The sequence below is a fragment of the Aeromonas sanarellii genome (assembly GCF_000820085.1).
Classification (GTDB): domain Bacteria; phylum Pseudomonadota; class Gammaproteobacteria; order Enterobacterales; family Aeromonadaceae; genus Aeromonas; species Aeromonas sanarellii.
The window spans coordinates 39,416-59,380 of the sequence record NZ_CDBN01000063.1 but is presented as its reverse complement, the minus strand read 5'-3'; the positions used below and the strand labels follow the sequence as shown (position 1 = coordinate 59,380).

The 19,965-nt window shown below is 63.5% G+C and carries 18 protein-coding genes and 1 riboswitch; of the genes, 8 read left to right on the top strand and 10 right to left on the bottom strand.

Annotated features, from left to right (window positions below; all coding sequences use genetic code 11):
- Positions 1 to 76 precede the first annotated feature (76 nt).
- A complete protein-coding gene (locus tag BN1132_RS12575) occupies positions 77 to 883 on the top strand; it encodes a carbon-nitrogen hydrolase family protein (protein WP_042077959.1) in 807 nt (268 codons plus the stop codon).
- Positions 884 to 940: 57 nt separating this feature from the next.
- Positions 941 to 2,389, top strand: coding sequence for a metalloprotease TldD (tldD, locus tag BN1132_RS12570; protein ID WP_042077958.1), 1,449 nt, complete (start codon positions 941 to 943; stop codon positions 2,387 to 2,389).
- Between the two features lie 109 nt (positions 2,390 to 2,498).
- On the opposite strand, the gene BN1132_RS12565 is transcribed toward tldD, so the two are convergent.
- The 3 genes from BN1132_RS12565 to BN1132_RS12555 form a co-directional block, all read right to left on the bottom strand.
- Complete coding sequence (locus tag BN1132_RS12565) at positions 2,499 to 2,702, bottom strand: hypothetical protein (RefSeq protein WP_042077957.1); 204 nt, start codon at positions 2,700 to 2,702, stop codon at positions 2,499 to 2,501.
- Positions 2,703 to 2,861: 159 nt separating this feature from the next.
- Positions 2,862 to 3,581, bottom strand: a complete 720-nt coding sequence (locus tag BN1132_RS12560; protein ID WP_042077955.1) for a MarC family NAAT transporter — start codon at positions 3,579 to 3,581, stop codon at positions 2,862 to 2,864.
- Between the two features lie 132 nt (positions 3,582 to 3,713).
- Positions 3,714 to 5,030: an MFS transporter gene (locus tag BN1132_RS12555; RefSeq protein WP_042077953.1), complete on the bottom strand. Its 1,317-nt coding sequence runs from the start codon at positions 5,028 to 5,030 to the stop codon at positions 3,714 to 3,716.
- 202 nt (positions 5,031 to 5,232) lie between these two features.
- On the opposite strand from BN1132_RS12555, the gene BN1132_RS12550 reads away from it, so the two are divergent.
- Positions 5,233 to 5,910, top strand: coding sequence for a Dph6-related ATP pyrophosphatase (locus BN1132_RS12550; RefSeq protein WP_042077951.1), 678 nt, complete (start codon positions 5,233 to 5,235; stop codon positions 5,908 to 5,910).
- A 66-nt stretch (positions 5,911 to 5,976) separates the two neighbouring features.
- Here BN1132_RS12550 and ypfJ read toward each other — a convergent pair whose 3' ends face one another.
- On the bottom strand, positions 5,977 to 6,822 hold the full coding sequence (gene ypfJ, locus BN1132_RS12545; RefSeq protein WP_042077948.1) for a KPN_02809 family neutral zinc metallopeptidase: 846 nt from the start codon (positions 6,820 to 6,822) through the stop codon (positions 5,977 to 5,979).
- 73 nt (positions 6,823 to 6,895) lie between these two features.
- The gene (locus BN1132_RS12540) at positions 6,896 to 7,159 is read right to left on the bottom strand and encodes a hypothetical protein (RefSeq protein ID WP_042077947.1); all 264 of its coding nucleotides are present in this window, start codon (positions 7,157 to 7,159) and stop codon (positions 6,896 to 6,898) included.
- Between the two features lie 152 nt (positions 7,160 to 7,311).
- On the opposite strand from BN1132_RS12540, the gene BN1132_RS12535 reads away from it, so the two are divergent.
- Entirely contained in the window at positions 7,312 to 7,833 is a 522-nt protein-coding gene (locus BN1132_RS12535) for a GNAT family N-acetyltransferase (RefSeq protein ID WP_042077945.1), read from the top strand.
- Between the two features lie 65 nt (positions 7,834 to 7,898).
- On the opposite strand, the gene BN1132_RS19665 is transcribed toward BN1132_RS12535, so the two are convergent.
- Positions 7,899 to 8,075: a hypothetical protein gene (locus tag BN1132_RS19665; RefSeq protein WP_084202887.1), complete on the bottom strand. Its 177-nt coding sequence runs from the start codon at positions 8,073 to 8,075 to the stop codon at positions 7,899 to 7,901.
- A gap of 476 nt (positions 8,076 to 8,551) precedes the next feature.
- Positions 8,552 to 9,829 carry a cation:proton antiporter gene (locus tag BN1132_RS12530; protein WP_042077943.1) on the bottom strand — a complete coding sequence of 426 codons (1,278 nt, stop codon included), beginning with the start codon at positions 9,827 to 9,829 and terminating at the stop codon, positions 8,552 to 8,554.
- Between the two features lie 205 nt (positions 9,830 to 10,034).
- Here BN1132_RS12530 and metH point away from each other — a divergent pair, with 205 nt between their 5' ends.
- Together metH and rimK are read left to right on the top strand one after the other, a co-directional pair.
- Positions 10,035 to 13,730 carry a methionine synthase gene (gene metH / locus BN1132_RS12525; protein ID WP_042077941.1) on the top strand — a complete coding sequence of 1,232 codons (3,696 nt, stop codon included), beginning with the start codon at positions 10,035 to 10,037 and terminating at the stop codon, positions 13,728 to 13,730.
- A gap of 238 nt (positions 13,731 to 13,968) precedes the next feature.
- On the top strand, positions 13,969 to 14,865 hold the full coding sequence (gene rimK, locus BN1132_RS12520) for a 30S ribosomal protein S6--L-glutamate ligase (RefSeq protein WP_042077940.1): 897 nt from the start codon (positions 13,969 to 13,971) through the stop codon (positions 14,863 to 14,865).
- Positions 14,866 to 15,092: 227 nt separating this feature from the next.
- Here rimK and BN1132_RS12515 read toward each other — a convergent pair whose 3' ends face one another.
- The gene (locus BN1132_RS12515; RefSeq protein ID WP_042077939.1) at positions 15,093 to 16,355 is read right to left on the bottom strand and encodes a sensor histidine kinase; all 1,263 of its coding nucleotides are present in this window, start codon (positions 16,353 to 16,355) and stop codon (positions 15,093 to 15,095) included.
- Positions 16,352 to 17,020, bottom strand: a complete 669-nt coding sequence (locus tag BN1132_RS12510; protein ID WP_042077938.1) for a response regulator transcription factor — start codon at positions 17,018 to 17,020, stop codon at positions 16,352 to 16,354. Before BN1132_RS12510 ends, BN1132_RS12515 begins: the two co-directional genes overlap by 4 nt.
- 90 nt (positions 17,021 to 17,110) lie before the next feature.
- On the opposite strand from BN1132_RS12510, the gene BN1132_RS12505 reads away from it, so the two are divergent.
- Complete coding sequence (locus tag BN1132_RS12505) at positions 17,111 to 17,539, top strand: hypothetical protein (protein WP_042077937.1); 429 nt, start codon at positions 17,111 to 17,113, stop codon at positions 17,537 to 17,539.
- Positions 17,540 to 17,617: 78 nt separating this feature from the next.
- Positions 17,618 to 18,091, top strand: a complete 474-nt coding sequence (locus tag BN1132_RS12500; protein ID WP_042077935.1) for a hypothetical protein — start codon at positions 17,618 to 17,620, stop codon at positions 18,089 to 18,091.
- 34 nt (positions 18,092 to 18,125) lie between these two features.
- Here the strand turns inward: BN1132_RS12500 and BN1132_RS19660 are convergent, their stop codons facing one another.
- Complete coding sequence (locus tag BN1132_RS19660; RefSeq protein ID WP_167335712.1) at positions 18,126 to 19,658, bottom strand: aryl-sulfate sulfotransferase; 1,533 nt, start codon at positions 19,656 to 19,658, stop codon at positions 18,126 to 18,128.
- Between the two features lie 87 nt (positions 19,659 to 19,745).
- Positions 19,746 to 19,859, top strand: a riboswitch (TPP riboswitch).
- Positions 19,860 to 19,965: the final 106 nt, after the last annotated feature.

Genomic DNA, 19,965 nt, shown 5'->3' with positions numbered 1-19,965 from the left:
GAGGGGGCATAGTGCTGCCTGATACCCTGGATGCGATGTGCATCCCCGGGGGCCAAACAACGACAAGGAGCGAGTCATGTGGTTAGCCGCAATACAACTGGTGTCAGGCCGTCACTGGCAGGACAACCGGGCACGGATTGACGCCGAGCTGGCGGCCCTGCCGGCACGGCGTCCCCTGCTGGCCCTGCTGCCGGAGAACTTCGCCCTGTTCGGCGAGCGCCAGGGTTATCTGGACGGTGCCGAGACGATAGGGGAAGGCCCCATCCAGCAGCAGCTGGCCGCCTGGGCCAGGGAGCACGGGATCTGGCTGGTGGCCGGGGCCATGCCGACCCGTATCCCGGGGGCGGACCATATCCACACCAGCTCCCTGGTGTTCGACCCGAATGGTGAGCTCAGGGGTCACTACCACAAGATCCACCTGTTCGACGTGGACGTGGCGGACAGCCACGGCCGCTACCGGGAGTCCGAGACCTTCAGCCCCGGCGAGGTGCCTGTGCTGGTGGACTCCCCCCTTGGTCCCCTCGGCCTGTCGATCTGTTATGATCTGCGCTTTCCCGAGCTGTACCGCCAGCTGGCCCGGGCCGGCGCCCGGGTGCTGCTGGTGCCTGCCGCCTTCACCGCCGTGACCGGCGAGGCACATTGGGAGCCGCTGCTGCGGGCCCGCGCCATCGAGAACCAGTGCTATGTGGTGGCCGCCAACCAGGGGGGCACCCACGAGACGGGGCGCCAGACCTGGGGCCACAGCATGGTGATCGACCCCTGGGGCCGGGTGCTGGCGTGTCGGGAGACCGGACAGGGCACAGTGTTGGCGCAGATGGATGCCGGCCTTGTCGAGGAGTTGAAGCGCACCATGCCGGTGCTGGATCATGCCCGCCTGCTGTGAACCTGCGGCCGTGGATTTAACCGTTACGACATCTCGCATGAGAGTGGAGAGAAAGATTTGAGTCTATTGAGCCAGGTTAGTGCCGCATTGTTGGCCCCGAACGACCTCGACGAAGTGCGCCTGCAGCAGCTGCTCGGCAGTCTGATGAGCCATGAGGTGGAGTTCGGCGACCTCTATTTCCAGCGCAGCTGGCACGAGTCCTGGATGCTGGAGGACGGCATCGTCAAGGACGGCAGCTACAACATCGATCAGGGGGTGGGGGTACGCGCCGTCAGCGGCGAGAAGACCGGCTTCGCCTACTCGGACGAGCTGAGCCTGCTGGCGCTGCAGCAGTCGGTGACCGCCGCCCGCGGCATCGCCGCCGCCGGTGCCCGGGGCAAGGTGAAGGCGTGGGCTCGCACTGAAGCAAACCTGCTCTATCCGGCCATGGACCCCCTGCAGACCCTCGACAAGCAGCAGAAGATCGCCCTGCTGGAGCAGATGGACAGGTTCGCCAGAGGCCTGGATCCCGCCATCAATCAGGTGATGGCCTCCATCAGCGGTGTCTACGAGGAGATCCTGGTGGCTGCTACCGACGGCACCCTGGCCGCCGACGTGCGCCCCCTGGTGCGCCTGTCGGTGACCGTCATTGCCGAGAAGGGGGATCGCCGGGAGCGCGGCAGCGCCGGCGGCGGTGGCCGCTTCGGCTACGATTATTTCCTCGAACTGGATGGCCTCGAGAGCCGGGCGTTTGGCTATGTACGCGAGGCGGTGCGCCAGGCCCTGGTGAACCTGGAAGCCATAGACGCCCCGGCCGGCACCATGCCGGTGGTGCTCGGCGCCGGCTGGCCCGGCGTGCTGCTGCACGAGGCGGTGGGCCACGGTCTGGAGGGGGACTTCAACCGCAAGGGCTCCTCCGCCTTCGCCGGCCGCATCGGCGAGCAGGTCGCCTCCAGACACTGCACCATAGTCGACGACGGCACCCTGCCGGGTCGACGCGGCTCCGTCTCCATTGATGACGAGGGGACGCCGGGCGGCTACAACGTCCTGATCGAGAACGGCATCCTCAAGGGCTATCTGCAGGACAAGCAGAACGCCCGCCTGATGGGGGTGCCGCTCACCGGCAACGGCCGCCGCGAATCCTACGCCGCCCTGCCGATGCCGCGCATGACCAACACCTACATGCTGGCGGGCCAGTATGATCCGGCGGAGATCATCGCCTCGGTGAAGAAGGGGATCTATGCCCCCAACTTCGGCGGCGGCCAGGTGGACATCACCTCCGGCAAGTTCGTCTTCTCCGCCTCCGAGGCCTACCTCATCGAAGACGGCAGGATCACCGCGCCCATCAAGGGCGCCACCCTGATCGGCAACGGCCCAGAGGCCATGAGCCAGGTCTCCATGGTGGGCCACGACCTCGCCCTGGATCGCGGGGTCGGGGTCTGCGGCAAGGAGGGGCAGAGCGTGCCGGTCGGCGTCGGCCAGCCTACCCTCAAGCTGGATCAACTGACCGTGGGTGGCACCCAGTAAGGCTCACTCGCCCTCTCGAACCCCGGCCCGGTGCCGGGGTTTTTTATTGGCCGGAGAAAAGGCAACAAAAAGCCCCGGACAGGGCCGGGGCTGGTGAAGGGGGCTCGGATCAGTTGACCGAGATGGCGCGGGCGTCGATGAAGAACCGGGCGTGGCCCTGGGCATCCACCCTTATCTGGGCAACCAGACGATCCTTCTGCTTGAACTCCCACCTCGTCTTGATCCGGGTCAGGGCGGGGCTGGCGGCCCCGACCACGTTCAGATATTCATGAAACAGGCTGTAGCTTCCAATCTCGGTCAGCATCTTTTCCATTTGCATATCTCCTCAAGTGACGGGGTCTGCGTCAGTCAGGCTAACGACGACCCTCTGAACCCTGCCTGTACAAAAATCAGACTACCTCACCTGTGGGTGGGCAACATGATCGGGCGCAAGATCCAGGGCGATTCTCGAGACGGATGACAGCGTTTTCAGTCAGGGCTGGCGCGGCAGGGAGAGATGATCCAGGGTGCCGGTGCCGGCCTGGGGCGAGGCGGGCGCCGTCTGCGGTACCGGGGCGCTGTGGAACACGGGATCCTGGGCCACCTCCTTGACGCCGTTGATGCAGAACTGCATGCCCATGCACACCAGCAGGAAACCCATGATCCGGGTCATGGCGTCGATCCCGGTGGCGCCGAGGATCTTGCACACTGGATCCGCGAGCTTGAGCACGCCCCAACTGATGAGGCTCATCAGGGCGAAGGCGGTCACCATGGCGGCATAGATGACGAAGCGGTCGGCCTCCGCCGGCAGCTCGGCTATCTGGGCCGCACCGCTGATCACCAGGGCCATGGTACCGGGCCCGCACATGCTGGGCATGGTGAGCGGCACGAAGGCGATGCTCTGGTTGGTATCGACGCCGGCGGCCTGGCTCGGCGCAGGGAACAGCATGCGAAAGCCGATGAAGGCGATGATGAGGCCACCGGCCAGGCGCAGCCCCGGGATGGAGATCCCGAACAGATCCAGGATGGAGGATCCGATGAAGAAGCTGACGCAGAGGGTGGCGAACAGATAGATGGCGGCCATGTTGATCTGGCGGCGGATGTGCTCGCGGGACATCCCCTTGCTCAGACCCAGCAGCAGGGTGGCCGTGGTGGGGGGGTTGACCATGGGCAGCAGGGCCAGCAAGGCGATGAAGACGACCTGGAAGAACATCGTGTACCTCGGGGTGGTTGGCAAACAACAGGGCCAGACGGGGGTCTGGCCTCAAGGGGGGGCTACTCTATGGGAGCCCGGCTGAATATAGCCGGAATGAAGAAGCCCCGACAGTGCGGGGCTCCATGGTGATCAGGCGGTTTGCGGCGTGACCTGACGCTGACCGCGCTGGCGCAGCCAGAGCCAGAGGCCCAGTACGAAGCCGAGGCCGGCCAGACTGACCACATAGTGGGACGGGGCCAGCACGTCGCTCTTCATCCAGAGGGTGACCAGCATGGGCGTCAGGCCGCCGAAGATGGCGTAGGCCACGTTGTAGGAGAACGACAGGCCGGAGAAGCGCACCACCGCCGGGAAGGCGTTGACCATGACGTAGGGCACGGCGCCGACTATCCCCACCGCGAAGCCGGCCAGCATGTAGAGGGGCACCAGCTGCACCATGCCGGCCGCTAGGCCGTGGTAGAAGGCGTAGGTCGATCCCGCCAGCAGCAGGGAGCCCAGCACGAAGGTGGGGCCACTGCCGAGGGCGTCGATCAGGCGGCCGTAGAAGATGCAGCCCAGGGTGAGCGCGACTATGGCCAGGGAGTTGGCGGTCAGGGCATCGGCGGGGCTGATGCCGTGGACCTTCTGCAGATAGGTCGGGGTCATCAGGATCACCACAACGATCCCGGCGGAGAGCAGCCAGGTCAGCAGCATGGAGACGATGACGCTGCCCTTGTGCTCGCGCAGCACCGTCTTGAGCGGCAGCTCCTCGGCCAGCGACTTGTTGGCCTGCATCTCGGCGAAGACCGGGGTCTCGTGCAGCCAGCGGCGCAGGTACATGGCGACGATGCCGAACACGCCGCCGAGCACGAAGGCCAGGCGCCAGCCCCAGTCGCTCACGTCGCCCGGGCTCATGCCGCGGTTGATGGCGGTGGCCACCAGGGAGCCGAGCAGGATGCCGGCGGTCAGGCCCGCCGTGAGGGTGCCGCAGGCGACGCCTACCCGGCGGGCGGGGACGTGCTCGGCCACGAAGACCCAGGCCCCAGGCACTTCACCGCCGATGGCGGCTCCCTGCAGGATCCGCAGCAGCAGCAACAGCAGGGGGGCGGCGATGCCGAGCACGGCATAGGTGGGCAGCAGGCCGATCAGCAGGGTCGGCAGGGCCATCAGGATGATGCTGAGGGTGAACATCCGCTTGCGGCCGATGAGATCGCCGAAGTGGGCCATGATGATGCCGCCGAGTGGGCGGGCCAGGTAGCCGGCGGCGAAGATGCCGAAGGTCTGGAACTGGCGCAGCCACTCGGGAATGTCCGCCGGGAAGAAGAGCTCGCCGATGACCACGGCGAAGAAGACGAAGATGATGAAGTCGTAGAATTCGAGGGCGCCGCCCAGCGCGGCCAGGCTCAGGGTCTTGTAATCCTGTCGGTTGAGGGGGCGACCGTGGTCGTGCGATGTGCTGACTGTACTCATATCCTTATGTTTCCCATCGTTTTTTTAGTTATTCTCCCCCAGGCTCTGCGGGGATACGCTCGATCACGAGGGTATGCTTTTGTGTCCCGCGATGTAAATCGCACAATTCGCAACACTGTCTTGCAGCATCCTGGTGCAACGAGACCGGAGAGCGGCTGACGGCGAGCGGCCATTGGCCCGGGACGACACAGTGGGAGAAACCATGACCAAGACCAAAGTGCTGCTCTCCTGGAGCAGCGGCAAGGACAGCGCCTGGGCGCTGCACAGATTGCGGCAGGATCCGGCCATCGAGGTGGTGGGCCTGTTCACCACCCTCAATCAGGCATTCGAGCGGGTCGCCATGCACGGGGTGCGCAAGAGTTTGCTGGCGCGGCAGGCCCAGTGCGTGGGATTGCCGCTGATGACCATCGACCTGCCCTGGCCCTGCAGCAACGAGGAGTACGGCCGCACCATGACCGGCTTCATCGGGGAGGTGATGGCCCGGGGGATCCGCCATATGGCGTTTGGCGATCTCTTCCTCGAGGACGTGCGCGCCTACCGGGAGCGCCAGCTCGCGGGAACCGGCATCACGCCGCTGTTCCCGCTCTGGGGCAGCGACACGACCGAGCTGGCGCAGCAGATGATGGCCGCCGGGCTCAGGGCCAGGGTCTGCACCCTCGATCCCAAGACGCTGGACATGAGCCTGGGGGGACACGAGTTCGATGAGGCCCTGCTGGCGGCCCTGCCCGCCGGGGTCGACCCCTGCGGCGAAAACGGCGAGTTCCACACCCTGGCCTGGGACGGCCCCATGTTCCAGCGGCCCCTGGCCATCCGGGTGGGGGAGACTGTGCTGAGGGACGGCTTCGTCTTCACCGATCTGCTGGCGGACGAGATCGCCTGAGGCGGGCCGCCAGCGCCCAGAGAAAGGGCCGGATCCTCGGGGATCCGGCCCTGTCGTTGCCGCGTGTCAGCGGGCGGTGAAGGTGTCGCAGCTGGCGGGTCTGCCGCTGTCAAAGCCGCGTTTGAACCAGGCGAGGCGCTGGGCCGAGGTGCCGTGGGTGAAGCTGTCGGGCACTACCCGGCCCTGACCCTGCTGCTGCAACCTGTCGTCGCCGATGGCCTGGGCGGCGTTGAGCGCCTCTTCCAGATCGCCGCGCTCCAGCACCTGCTCTCTTTCCATGTAGTGGCCCCAGACCCCGGCGAAGCAGTCCGCCTGCAGTTCGAGCCTGACCGACAACCGGTTCTGGGCCACCTGGCTCAGCCCCTGCTGTTGCTGGCGCACCCTGGTGGAGATGCCGAGCAGGTGCTGCACATGGTGACCCACCTCGTGGGCGACCACATAGCCCTGGGCGAAGTCACCGTCGGCCCCCAGCTTGTCGCGCATGTCCTGATAGAAGGAGAGATCGATGTAGACGGAGCCGTCCGCCGGGCAGTAGAAGGGCCCCATCACCGACTGGCCCTGGCCGCACCCGGTGCGGGTCGCCCCGCGATAGAGCACCAGCTTGGGGGCCTGATAGTGGTTGCCGCTTTGCTGGAAGATCTCGCCCCAGGCATCCTCCGTGGAGGCGAGCATCACCGAGGTGAAGCGGGCGAGGGGGTCGCTGGCGGCCTGGGACGGGTTCTGACGCTGGGGCTGGCTCTGCGGGGCCGGTTCGTCGAGCAGGGGGCTCAGGTCAACGCCGTAGTAACCCGCGACCATGACCACGACCAGCAGGACGAGGCGCCCCTTGCCGCCGATGGGCAGGCCGCCGCCCCCGCCCTGCTGGCGCCTGTCTTCCACGTTGTTGCTCTCACGGCGATCTTGCCAGCGCATATCCCCATACTCCCGTCATCTTTGGTGGCAGTAATGATAATGGCGGGTCCCGCGCCTTGCCTAACCTGGGGCCTTATTCGGCCCAGGGCATCTCGGGCAGGCTGTCGAGAAACTCGCCGTAGCGGGCGAGGTTGAAGGGGCCCTGATCGGCCTCCATGGCCATGAGTTCGGCGCCCAGGGCGCAGGCGATGTATTGCAGCGCCTCTTCCCTCGGGGTGCCCTTCATCACCAGCCGCATCAGGGTGGCTTTCACCTGCAGGGGATGGCCGTCGGCGAGCTGGTTTTCCACCATCTCCAGCAGCGTCGCTTCATCAAAAAATTCGGTGGTGTCCGTCATGGTGGTGTCCTGTCTGTTGCATGGGGTTGTCATGGGGTGGGCAGTATAGCGGGGACGCCTGCCGTCGGGGCAGAAATGTCTGCCCGGATCTTGCCAAGATCGGGCGAGGGGGGCAGTCTGGGTGACCCGTTTTTGTCAACAGAGCCTCCGTCATGATCCTCTCCGAGCGCCTGGAACTGCGCGAACTGACCACTGCCGATGCCCCCTTCATTCTCGAACTGCTCAACGACGGCGACTTCCACCGCTGGATCGGCGATCGCGGGGTGCGTACCCGGGACGATGCCGAGAACTACATCCAGCAGGGGCCGGCGGTCAGCTATGCCCGCCACAGTCACGGCCTCTATCTGGTGGCCAGGCGCAGCGACGGGGCCAGGCTCGGCATCTGCGGTCTCATCAAGCGCGACACCCTGCCGTGCGAGGACATCGGTTACGCCTTCCTGCCGGCCTGGCGCGGACAGGGCTATGCCCTGGAGGCGGCGCGGGCGGCGCTGAAGGATGGTCGCGAGCGGCTCGGCATCGAGCGGGTGGTGGCCATCGTCACCCCGGGCAACGAGCGCTCGGTCCGGCTACTGGCCAAGCTGGGGCTGAGTCAGGGCAAGCGGGTCAGGCTGGGGGAGAGCGAGGAGGAGTGCCTGCTGCTGGAGGCGCCGGATAAGGCTCCCTGCCGGGTCTAGGTCTGGGCAAGGGAGGCCGCCGTGAGCTGCGGCCTGTCTGCATCGGACACTGCCGTCAGGCAGGGTCAGTTGAGCTCTTCGATGGAGAACTCGCCGGCGATGCCATCGCAGGAGATGGCGAAGCCGCCGCTGAAGCGGGTGCTGAACTGGATCAGAAACGCATCATAGTCGTGTTCTTGCACGGGCAGGTTGATGGGCTTGCTGCGACGCAGGGGTTTGCGGATTTGTACGTGTTTCATCATGGTATTTCTCTATATAAATTAAGTGTTTGCTCCTTGTGTTGGCAAATGTCAGGTCGATGGGCGCGGTCAGCGTTCTGGCTGACAGGCGCGCAGGAATACCCAGCCCGGATAAGGGGCGTCTGCACTTTCAAGGAAGGCTCCAAGACCTATGCGACATGCATAGACCAATGGATGGGCAGATCGGGTCTGCACCGTGAGAGCCGGGCAACGCAGGCAGACAGCCTGAACGGTTCTCAAGGCGAGTAAATCAGAGGGAGGTTATGTAGGTACTGGCAGGATTCATCGTGAGGTGAAGCATTGCGAACATAATCAGGGCTGATTGACTAGCCGGCGCGCATTCTCTCTTCAAAATGCATAAAAAGCAAACACTCATTGTACTGCCATCCAGCATTCCCTCATTTTTCACTGTCGCGGTGACGACAAAAGGGCTCCCGAGGGAGCCCTTTGTGCCTTGTCTGTCAGGGGATGCGGGCGACTCAGGCGTCGCCGCAGGCCCTCTTGGCGGCGGTGATCATGGGGGTGATGGTCATGCCCTGTACCACGATGGAGAACATCACCACCGAGTAGGTCATCACCAGGATCACTTCCCGCAGGTCGACGCCGTGCTCCGGCAGCACCATGACGCCGGAGGGCAGCGCCAGGGCCATGGCCATGGCCAGGCCGCCGCGCAGGCCGCCCCAGGTCAGGATGCGCACCGAGAAGGTGTTGTAGCTGCGATAGCGGCGGAAGGCCACGTAGGGCAGGGAGACGCTGACGAAGCGGGCGGCCAGGCAGAGCGGCACCGCGATGACCAGCAGGATCCAGTCTTGCCAGGCGAGATCCAGCAGCACCAGGGCCAGACCGATCAGCAGGAACAGCAGGGCGTTGAGGAACTGGTCCATCAACTCCCAGAAGTGATCCAGGTGGTGGCTGCTCTGCTCGGAGAAACCGCTGTGACGGGTCCAGTTGCCGATCATGATGCCGGTCACCACCATGGCCAGGGCGCCGGAGACGCCGATCATGTTGGCGAAGGCGAAGCCCGCGGTGGGGATGCAGAGGGTCAGCAGCAGCTCCAGGGAGCCGTCGTCGGTGGCGCTGATCATCACGTGAGCGATGAGGCCCAGCACGGCACCGAACAGGATGCCGCCGAGGGCCTCATGCAGGAACAGGCCGGCCACGCTGGTGAAGGTGGGCTCGACACCGCCAAAGGCCACGGCAAACACGGTGGCGAAGATCACCAGGCCGACCCCGTCGTTGAACAGGGATTCCCCCTCGATCTGGATGGCTATCTGGGGCGGCGCCTTCATCTTCTTGACGATGGCCAGCACGGCGATGGGGTCGGTGGGGGAGATCAGGGCACCGAACAGCATGCAGTAGACCAGCGGCAGCTCCCAGCCCAGCAGCCTGGCGATGAACCAGAAGCCGTAGCCGATGATGAAGGTGGAGAGCAGGGTCGCCACTATGGAGAGAATGGTGATCTCCCACTTCTGGCTGCGCAATGCCTTGAGGTTGATGCCAAGGCCACCGGCGAACAGCAGGAAGCCCAGGATCCCCTTCAGCAGGAAGTTCTGGAAGTCGATGCTTTCCATGGTCTCGACGGCCAGAGGTTCCAGGTTGAACCATCCCAACTTACCAAACAGCACCATCAGGGCGGAGATCAGCATGGATCCCGCGGTGATGGCGATGGTGGTCTGGATCTTCACAACATACTGGTTGGCAAAGGCGATGAAGATCGCCAGGGCTGCCAGGAAGCAGAGTGTGTAGTAGACGCTCATAGTTATTTTTTCTCTTTAGTAAACAGCAAGCACGTATCCCTATTGAGGACGGGCATAGGGTACTCCCGGGCTAGTGCCCGCTCATTACCTATTTATGGTTATATTTAATCGCCGATACGGACAGATAGACGGCTAGATTTCCATTTGATTTGATTGCTGCTAGGATGGGCATCACGCAGTTGCATGGATGTAAGGGGTACGAGCGGTGTCGAGCAGAGAGTCGAACAAGAAAGCGGATGTCACAGCCAGGCTGGAAGCCTGTCTCAGGGAGCGGATCCTGATCATCGACGGGGCCATGGGCACCATGATCCAGGGCTACAAGCTCGGCGAGTCGGACTATAGAGGCGAGCGGTTTGCGAACTGGCATACCGACATCAAGGGCAACAACGACCTGCTGGTGCTGAGCCGTCCCGCCGTCATTCGCGAGATCCACGACCAGTACTGCGCCGCCGGCGCCGACATCCTCGAGACCAACACCTTCAACGCCACCCGCATCGCCATGGCCGACTACGAGATGGAAGCGCTCTCGGCCGAGATCAACCGGGAGGCAGCCCGCCTGGCCCGCGCCGTGGCGGACGAGTGGACGGCCAAGGATCCGGCGAAACCGCGCTTTGTTGCAGGGGTGCTGGGCCCCACCAACCGCACAGCCTCCATCTCGCCGGACGTGAACGATCCGGGCAAGCGCAACGTCACCTATGACGAGCTGGTGGCCGCCTACACCGAATCGACCCATGCCCTCATTGAGGGGGGGGCCGACCTCATCCTGATCGAGACCATCTTCGATACCCTCAACGCCAAGGCGGCCGCCTTCGCGGTGGACCTGGTGTTCGAGGAGCTGGGCTACAGCCTGCCGGTGATGATCTCCGGCACCATCACGGACGCCTCCGGCCGCACCCTCTCGGGCCAGACCACGGAAGCCTTCTACCATTCCCTTCGCCACGTGAAGCCCATCTCCTTCGGCCTCAACTGTGCGCTCGGCCCGGACGAGCTGCGCCAGTACGTGGAGGAGTTGTCCCGCATCAGCGAGACCCATGTCAGCGCCCACCCCAACGCCGGCCTGCCCAATGCCTTCGGCGAGTACGATCTCTACGCGGTCGAGATGGCGGAGCATATCCGCGAGTGGGCCCAGAGCGGCTTCCTCAACCTGGTGGGGGGCTGCTGCGGTACCACCCCGACCCATATCCGCGCCATGGCGGACGCCGTCGCCGGCATCAAGCCCCGCGTCTTGCCGGATCTGCCGGTTGCCTGTCGCCTGTCGGGCCTGGAGCCCCTCATCATCACCCCCGAATCCATGTTCGTGAACGTGGGGGAGCGCACCAACGTTACCGGTTCGGCCAAGTTCAAACGGCTGATCAAGGAGGGGCTCTACGACGAGGCGCTCGATGTCGCCAAACAGCAGGTAGAGAACGGCGCCCAGATCATCGACATCAACATGGACGAGGGGATGCTGGACGCCGAGGCGGCCATGGTGCGCTTCCTGAACCTCATCGCCGGGGAACCGGACATCGCCCGGGTGCCTGTGATGATCGACTCCTCCAAGTGGGAGGTGCTGGAGGCGGGTCTCAAGTGCGTGCAGGGCAAGCCCGTGGTCAACTCCATCTCCATGAAGGAGGGGGAGGAGAAGTTCATCGAGCAGGCGAAACTGCTGCGCCGCTACGGCGCCGCCGTCATCGTGATGGCGTTCGACGAGGTGGGCCAGGCCGACACCCGGGCCCGCAAGTTCGAGATCTGCCAGCGCGCCTACCGGATCCTGGTGGACCGCGTCGGCTTCCCGCCGGAAGACATCATCTTCGACCCCAACATCTTCGCGGTGGCGACCGGCATCGACGAGCACAACAACTACGCGGTGGACTTTATCGAGGCGGTCGGCGACATAAAACGCAACCTGCCCCACGCCATGATCTCCGGCGGCGTCTCCAACGTCTCCTTCTCCTTCCGTGGCAACGAGCCGGTGCGCGAGGCCATCCACGCCGTCTTCCTCTACCACGCCATCAGGAACGGCATGGACATGGGGATAGTCAACGCGGGCCAGCTCGCCATCTACGAAGACATCCCTGCCGAGCTGAAGGAGAAGGTCGAGGCTGTGGTGCTGAACCTCAACCCCGACGCCACCGAGGCGCTGCTGGCCATCGCCGAGAAGTATCGCGGCGCGGGGGCCCAGGCCGAGGATCCGCGGGATCAGGAGTGGCGAGGCTGGCCGGTGGGCAAGCGGCTCGAACATGCCCTGGTCAAGGGGATCACCGACTTCATCGAGGAGGATACCGAGGAGGCGCGCGCCCAGGCCGAGAAGCCGCTGCACGTCATCGAGGGGCCGCTGATGGACGGCATGAACGTGGTGGGCGACCTGTTCGGTGCCGGCAAGATGTTCCTGCCCCAGGTGGTGAAGTCGGCCCGGGTGATGAAGCGGGCGGTGGCCTATCTGCAACCCTACATAGAGGCGGAGAAGTCCGGCGGCTCCAGCAACGGCAAGATAGTGCTGGCCACCGTCAAAGGCGACGTGCACGACATCGGCAAGAACATCGTCGGGGTGGTGCTGCAGTGCAACAACTTCGAGATCGTGGATCTCGGGGTCATGGTCTCCTGCGAGACCATCCTCAAGACGGCGCGGGAAGTGGGGGCCGACATCATAGGCCTGTCGGGCCTTATCACCCCGTCGCTCGACGAGATGGTGCACGTGGCCAAGGAGATGGAGCGCCAGGGCTTCAAGCTGCCCCTGCTCATCGGCGGTGCCACCACCTCCAAGGCCCACACCGCGGTGAAGATAGAGCAGAACTACTCGGAGCCCGTGGTCTATGTCTCCAACGCCTCCCGCGCCGTGGGGGTGGCCCAGAGCCTGCTGAGCCCCGAGCTCAAGCCCGCCTTCGTCGCCCGCATCGACAAGGAGTACGAGATTGCCCGGGATCAGCATGCCCGCAAGCAGCCGCGCTCCAAGCCGGTCTCCCTGGCCCATGCCCGCGCCAACCGCCACCAGCTGGACTGGGTGGGCTATGAGCCCCCGGCGCCCCGAGAGCCCGGCGTGCAGACCTTCGAGAGCGTGCCCATTTCGGTGCTGCGCCGCTACATCGACTGGACGCCGTTCTTCCTGAGCTGGGAGCTGGCGGGCAAGTTCCCCCGCATTCTGGAGGATGAAGTTGTGGGGGAGGAGGCGACGCGCCTCTACGCCGACGCCAACGCCATGCTGGATCGGCTGGAGAAGGATCGGAGCGTGCGCTGCGCCGGCATCATAGGCCTGTTCCCGGCCAATGCCGTGGGGGACAGCATCGAGGTCTACACCGACGAGTCCCGCACCCGGGTGCGTAAGGTGCTGCACCACCTGCGCCAGCAGAGCGAGAAGCAGGGCTTCCCCAACTACTGCCTGGCGGACTATGTGGCCCCGAAGGAGAGCGGCAAGCCCGACTGGATCGGCGCCTTCGCGGTGACCGGCGGCATCGGCGAGGAGGCCATCGCCAAGGCCTACAAGGCGGAGCACGATGACTACAACGCCATCCTCATCCAGGCGGTGTGCGACCGCCTGGCCGAGGCCTTTGCCGAATACCTGCACGAACAGGTGCGCAAAGTGCACTGGGGCTATGCCCCGGACGAGGCGCTCTCCAACGAGGAGCTTATTCGCGAAAATTACCAGGGGATACGCCCGGCGCCGGGTTACCCGGCCTGTCCGGAACACACCGAGAAGGGGAGCATCTGGGAACTGCTGGACGTGGAGCAGGCCATCGGCATGCAGCTTACCGAGTCCTACGCCATGTGGCCGGGGGCGGCGGTGTCGGGCTGGTACTTCTCCCACCCCGAGAGCAAATACTTCGCGGTGGCGCAGATCCAGCACGATCAGGTGGAAGACTACGCCCAGCGCAAGGGCATGACCCTGGCAGAGGCCGAGCGCTGGCTGGGGCCCAACCTGCATTGAGGCGTGGCGACCGGGTCAATCCAGATTGATCTTTGACGAACAACGGCGGCATCCTGTGCTGGGGGACAGACCAGTCTGGTGCCGCCGTGTGACATCTGGATGACAACGGGATGGCATAGCGGAGTTCTGCGTGGTTTGCCTTGTTGTCAGGATAAACAATTGGCGTTGTCTTGGCGCTGTGGCACTTTATACTCTCCCGCCCCATCCTGCCCAGGCACAGCCTTCTAGCGGAATCGCCATGAATATTGCCATCTTATCCCGCGAGCCCAACAACTACTCCACCCGCCGCCTGGTCGAGGTGGCCCGGGCCCGCGGGCACCAGGTCGAGGTGCTCGACACCCTGCGCTGCTACATGAACATCGCCTCCCACAATCCCTCCATCCACTACGAAGGACGGGAGCTGGAGAGCTATGACGCCGTGATCCCGCGCATCGGGGCCAGCATCACCTTCTACGGCACCGCCGTGCTGCGCCAGTTCGAGATGATGAACACCATGGCCCTCAACAGCTCGGTGGCCATCTCCCGCTCCCGGGACAAGCTGCGCGCCATGCAGCTGCTCTCCCGTCACGGCATAGGCCTGCCCATCACCGGCTATGCCCACAGTACCCACGACGTGCCCGACCTCATCACCATGGTGGGCGGGGCGCCCCTGGTGGTGAAGCTGCTGGAGGGGACCCAGGGGATAGGGGTGGTGCTGTGCGAGACCCAGAAGGCCGCCGAGAGCGTGATCGAGGCCTTCATCCAGACCAACAACAACATCCTGGTGCAGGAGTATATCCGCGAGGCGAACGGCGCCGACATCCGCTGCCTGGTGGTCAACGGCAAGGTGGTGGCCGCCATGCGCCGCCAGGCCCAGCCGGGGGAGTTTCGCTCCAACCTGCACCGGGGCGGCGAGGCCTCGGCCATCAAGATCACCCCGGAGGAGCGGGCGACCGCGGTGCAGGCCGCCAAGATCATGGGGCTGGACGTGGCTGGGGTGGACATACTGCGCAGCGCCCGCGGCCCCCTGGTGCTGGAGGTGAACTCCTCCCCCGGCCTGCAGGGGGTGGAGGCCGCCTCCGGCAAGGACGTGGCGGGCAAGATCATCGAGTATCTGGAGCTCAAGGCGAGTCGCAAGCACAAGCCGGCGGAATGAGTCCCAAACGAGTGTCAGACAGATAAAACAGGGCGCCCTCGGGCGCCTTGTTGCTATCTGGTTGGTGCCGCAGTGCCCTCTTTCGAAGGGAGAGAGCACTGTTCGGTGGTGCTGGGTAATCGTCGTTGGTCTGCGGTTGTCACCGCGAGCCGTGATGGTTTACCAGGGGGAGTCTCCCTTCTCCCACTCTGTTGAATCGCCGGGGAGAAGGGCCGGGTATTAGGGGGCTATGCCGCCCCGGGGTCGCCGGCGATCATCGCCAGCCGGGCGCTGAAAACGCCGTCCTCCAGCCGGGTCTCTATCTGCCAGCCCAGCTTCTCGCAGATGCGCTGGATGATGGTGAGGCCACAGCCGTAGCCCAGGATCTGATCCGGTGCGGCTGTCGTGGGGTTGCTGATGGTGAGCACCCGTTCGTGCAGCGCGATCTCGATATGGCCCTCGGCGTAGCTCAGGGCGTTTTTCAAGAGGTTGCCGAGCGCAATGGCGAGCAGGGAGAGGGGAGCCTCTACCTCGCTCTCCTCGTCCAGTTGCAGCCAAATGTCCAGCGCCTCCCGTTGCAGCAGGGGGGCGAGGCGGGTCAGCTCCTGGCGAATGAGGGGGGCCACCTGCTGGGGCGTACGCTCCACGGCCTCCTTGCGCCCCAGCAGCAGGAAGGTCTCGGTGAGCAGGGCCATCTCGTCGGCGGCGGCGCGGATGCGGGCGGTGGCGCGGGCCGCCGGGGCGGGCAGGTCCGCCACCTTGCCGAGCAGGGCGGCGGAGCCCTGGATCACCATGTTGGGGGTGCGCAGCTCGTGGCTCGCGAAGCGGCTGAACTCCTGTTCGCGGGCGAACACGGCGGCCACCTCGTGCTTGCCCGCCAGTAGCGCCAGCTCGATGTCGCGCAGTTCCTGCCAGGGGGCATCCGGCACGAAGTCCCCCTGATCCGGGGTGAGGTGGGCGACGCGCTGGCGCAGCCTGTCCAGGGGGCGGGTGATGTGGCGCACCAGCCAGATGCCGAAGGCGAGGCTCCCCAGCAGCAGGGCCAGGCCGATCAACCGGGTGACCAGATGCAGCTTGTCTTCGTAGGGGTCCAGATAGTCGTCGGCGTCGTCGTTGAACACCAGATAGAGCAGCCCCTGACCGGACGGATGGGGCCGCACCAGGAAGTGCTTGTCCTCCTCTCCCAGCTGGTGTTCGAAGAAGCCGGGGCTCCGGTAGGTCTTGAGCCAGGCCGGCAGGCGGCCCGCCTCGGTCCAGTAGCTGGAGAACTGGCGCGGGCTGGGGGCGGGGGCCACAGGTCCCAGGCGCAGCCAGTCGTCGCCGTAGCGGGTCGCCTCGGCCTCCAGCCAGTGGCGCAGGCTCAGCTCCTCCATCTTGTCCTCGGCCACCACCATCAGCAGGCTCAGGATCATCAGCAGCAGCAGGCCGGCCCCTCCCAGCGCCAGCACCAGCCGTCGGCGCAGGCTCGGCAGGCCCGGGGCCTGCTGGTCTGACGGTGGCGGGGCTCTCATGGTTTCACCAGCCGGTAGCCCTGGCCGTGCAGGGTCTCCAGCATGGGGGCGGGGAAGGGCTTGTCGAGGGCGTTGCGCAGGGCATAGATGTGACTGCGCAGGGCATCGGAGTCGGGCTCCTCGTCCCCCCAGACGGTGTCGAGCACCTCCTGGCGCGTCACCAGCTGGGGGGCGCGTTTCACCAGCAGGCTGAGGATCTGGAACGGGATCTTGCCGAGTTTGAGCTCCACCCCGGCGCGGGTGGCGCGACCGGCGGCGGTGTCCACCGTCAGGTCGCCGAAGCTGAGGGCGCCCATGTCACCTCGGGGGCCGCGCAGGCCCAGGGCCTGCAGCCGCACCTCCAGCTCCTCCATGGCGAAGGGCTTGACCAGGTAGTCGTCCCCTCCCGCCTTGAAGCCTGCCAGCTTGTCCTCCAGGCTGTCGCGGGCGGTGAGAAAGATCACCGGGGTCGAGATGCCGTCCGAGCGCAGCCGCTCCACGGTGCGCAGGCCGTCCAGGCGCGGCATCATGACATCCATGATGATGACGTCGAAGCGCTGCTCGGCGAGCAGTTGCAGGGCGGCCTGACCGTGATAGGCGCAATCCACCCTGTGCCCGGCCAGCTCCAGATAGTCCATGATGGTCTCCGCCACCTGGGGACTGTCTTCCACCACCAGTATTTTCATGCTTTGATCTCCTGGTTCTGGCCGGCATTTCACGGCCATTTCACACCGGATGCGTCATCCTGTGTGCCAGTGTAACCCCGAGGATCCCCGATGAAGAAGTCTCTCCGCGCCTTCTGGTTATTGATTCTATTGCCTTTTGGTCTGGCGCAGGCGGCCGAGTTCAAGCTCACGGGCCGCACCAGCTGGCAGCTTGGCCAGTTGATGGTCAACGGCATTCCCTTCGTGATCGACGAGCGCACCCGCTTCAAGGACGGGCTGGATGAGGACGATCTCGGCGGGACCTGGGTCGATCTGGAAGGGGTGGTGCAGGAGACGGCACAGGGGGCGCGGCGGCTCGTTCGCGAGGTGGAGCCGCTGGAAGAGGAGGACGAGATGGAGCTGGAGGGGCCGGTGGAGGGGGGCCGCATCTGGGGTTATGTCACCTCGGATGGGAGTCTGGCTCCGTTCGAGGGGCGCTGGCTGGAGCTGGAGTGCAGGTTTGACGGCATGCGCCTGAGCCAGTGCCGGGAGGATGACTGAGCCGGTCGCGGGAGACCGGAAAAATGGCCCGTCCAGGCCCATAGTTAAACCTCATCCCGTGACCCTGGACCGCCAGCCATGACCAGAACCGCACTCTGCCTGCTGCTGTTGCCCTTCTGCACCCTCGCCGACGACGCCGAGCTCTGGCTGGTGGAGCTGGAGCACAACGACGGGGTGCGCCTGCAATTCCAGGGGGCCGAGCTGGAGCTCGGCAGTGCCGAGCTGCACGGTGTGACCCAGCCCGACGGGCTCGTGCCCGGCATGCGCCTCGCGATCCAGAGCCGTTACGGCGTGGCCGAGACGATCCGGGTGCTCGACGGGGCGCCGGATCCGGCGCTCGGGGCCAACTGGCGGCGAGCGGAGGATCGACTGCTCACCCACTCGGGGCAGGCATTGCTGCTACAGGGTCTCGGCGTGCTGGTGTTTGATACCGACACTCGCTGGATCAACGGCAGCGTCGCCGATCTGCAACCGGGTCGCCGCCTGGTGCTGAGCCGGGATGAGGAGGGCCGCCTCACCGAGATCCTGATCCCCAATCCGGAAGATGACTAACAAGCTAGCGCTACGGGTGGCGCTAGCTTGTTGTTTATTGGAAGTGAATGTTTTCGAGAGGGATCTGGATGGCGTTCCAGGAGGTGGCACAGGGAGTCGGGCTTGGGTAGGTAAACTCGAACAGTTTCTGTTTATCCTTGTTGATCCCCTGAATGATGACACGGGTTCTGCCGTCGGCGGCGGCGTAGTTGATCAGAAAGTCCCCTTGGGCAGATAGCTGGTCCTGATAGATACTCGAGCAGATATCCGAATAAATACCATCGTCAAAACTCCAAATCATCTGGCCAGTTTTGTTCTGACTATCAATATCAAAGATGGCTGTCTGGCTGGTTGCGAGGTTGATGCCAGCAGGGGAGCTAGAAGGATGATTGAAACTCTTCAGGCCGTTGTTGAACAGCATCAATTTCCCTTCTTTGGTGATAGATACGGCATGCTGCCCTATAGGCACTTGCCCTGAGGAGAGTGACAAGGCCAACTTTTGTAGAGAAGGGTAGGAGTACCAGTGCTTGGTCTCGTCCCCCAGCAACCAGATGATTTTACCCGTGTTATAATCCAGCTTTACCACGAAGTTTTCACGGCTGGAGACCAGCAAGGTGTCATCGGCAGGGTCATAGGTAGCAGCATTCATGTGGAACCAGTCCACACCATCTCTGACAAAATTGCTGGGGTCATCCCCTTCCTGTAGCATATAATCAGAAAATATTTTACCGAGATCCCACTCTTTAATCACATTGCCTGACTCGTCTATCTCACTTAAAAAAGACTCTATTTTTAACGCTCCGTCAGTGGTGCCATCGAGTTCAATCAATATACCATTTTTACCCGGATCTATATTATGGTGGAAATATGCATCACTACCCATCGCTGTACCATTGATATGCAAGACTTCAGACTTTCCATATAGAGATAGTACATCAATAGCGGTGGCTGCGCTTTTAATATTGCCTGTCCAGAATGTGTTGTTTATAAAAGCAGATGAACTGGATACTCTTTTAATATCAGCATCCCAACGAACCTCGCCATCGATATCCATGATGATGGGAGATTTGAGAGCCCCTTTCAGATAAAAATAACTGTAACTCGGTGTGGCGGTTGGCTTGATGCTGATGCCAACGTTGTCATAAATGCCCGCACTATCAACATAGGTGGCCGCAGGGACCATCTTTTGAAATGAGTAGATGCTGTCATCAACATACTGGATGTCTATCGTGAGTTCATTCAGATAGTCGCTGTAGAGGCCAAATATCGGAATCTGCATGCTGTTATTGGCACTGTCGTATAACCCGTTGCTGGACAGGTAGTTCCAATCATATGTGGCAGAGACAGGCTTGGCGAAATTTCCGTCTTTTGTTTTTATGTGGAAGGATATGTTTTTTATCTTGCTTGTATCCAACCCAGTCATCTTCAAGGCTGAGATAAATACTGATGTATGTGGGTCGTCTTCAATAACCTGTGTTGCAGAGTCATACACGAGTTGTTCAGCCAGAGTCTTGCTGTCATTGCTACTGTCGCATCCATATAAGCCGAAGCAGCACATGCCAAGAATAAGTGTCTTTTTGTGGTTCATAATAAACATCATCCCTATGTTAATGAACAAGATTCATTGTAGTGAAAAAATCATGGTTGAGTAAAAAAATAAGCCATATATACTGGCGCCATCTTGTCGGAGTGCTGACCGTCGAACGACGCTAAGCTGAGACCGTTAATTCGGGATCCGTGGAACCTGATCAGGTTAAGACCTGCGAAGGGAAACAAGGGTAACTTGCGGGTTACCGCGCCGGGGAAGGAGCACCTTCCCGCCAGCCAGACGCAGACCGCCTCTGGCTGGCACAGGCGCACAGAGGGGGAGGCTGTCCCGTCCGGTTGTCCATAGG

Coding starts and splice junctions, on each gene's coding strand:
- BN1132_RS12575 (WP_042077959.1), top strand. CDS start 77: ATGTGGTTAGCCGCAATACAACTGGTGTCAGGCCGTCACTGGCAGGAC.
- BN1132_RS12565 (WP_042077957.1), bottom strand. CDS start 2,702: ATGGAAAAGATGCTGACCGAGATTGGAAGCTACAGCCTGTTTCATGAA.
- BN1132_RS12560 (WP_042077955.1), bottom strand. CDS start 3,581: ATGTTCTTCCAGGTCGTCTTCATCGCCTTGCTGGCCCTGCTGCCCATG.
- BN1132_RS12555 (WP_042077953.1), bottom strand. CDS start 5,030: ATGAGTACAGTCAGCACATCGCACGACCACGGTCGCCCCCTCAACCGA.
- BN1132_RS12550 (WP_042077951.1), top strand. CDS start 5,233: ATGACCAAGACCAAAGTGCTGCTCTCCTGGAGCAGCGGCAAGGACAGC.
- ypfJ (WP_042077948.1), bottom strand. CDS start 6,822: ATGCGCTGGCAAGATCGCCGTGAGAGCAACAACGTGGAAGACAGGCGC.
- BN1132_RS12540 (WP_042077947.1), bottom strand. CDS start 7,159: ATGACGGACACCACCGAATTTTTTGATGAAGCGACGCTGCTGGAGATG.
- BN1132_RS12535 (WP_042077945.1), top strand. CDS start 7,312: ATGATCCTCTCCGAGCGCCTGGAACTGCGCGAACTGACCACTGCCGAT.
- BN1132_RS19665 (WP_084202887.1), bottom strand. CDS start 8,075: ATGATGAAACACGTACAAATCCGCAAACCCCTGCGTCGCAGCAAGCCC.
- BN1132_RS12530 (WP_042077943.1), bottom strand. CDS start 9,829: ATGAGCGTCTACTACACACTCTGCTTCCTGGCAGCCCTGGCGATCTTC.
- rimK (WP_042077940.1), top strand. CDS start 13,969: ATGAATATTGCCATCTTATCCCGCGAGCCCAACAACTACTCCACCCGC.
- BN1132_RS12515 (WP_042077939.1), bottom strand. CDS start 16,355: ATGAGAGCCCCGCCACCGTCAGACCAGCAGGCCCCGGGCCTGCCGAGC.
- BN1132_RS12510 (WP_042077938.1), bottom strand. CDS start 17,020: ATGAAAATACTGGTGGTGGAAGACAGTCCCCAGGTGGCGGAGACCATC.
- BN1132_RS12505 (WP_042077937.1), top strand. CDS start 17,111: ATGAAGAAGTCTCTCCGCGCCTTCTGGTTATTGATTCTATTGCCTTTT.
- BN1132_RS12500 (WP_042077935.1), top strand. CDS start 17,618: ATGACCAGAACCGCACTCTGCCTGCTGCTGTTGCCCTTCTGCACCCTC.
- BN1132_RS19660 (WP_167335712.1), bottom strand. CDS start 19,658: ATGAACCACAAAAAGACACTTATTCTTGGCATGTGCTGCTTCGGCTTA.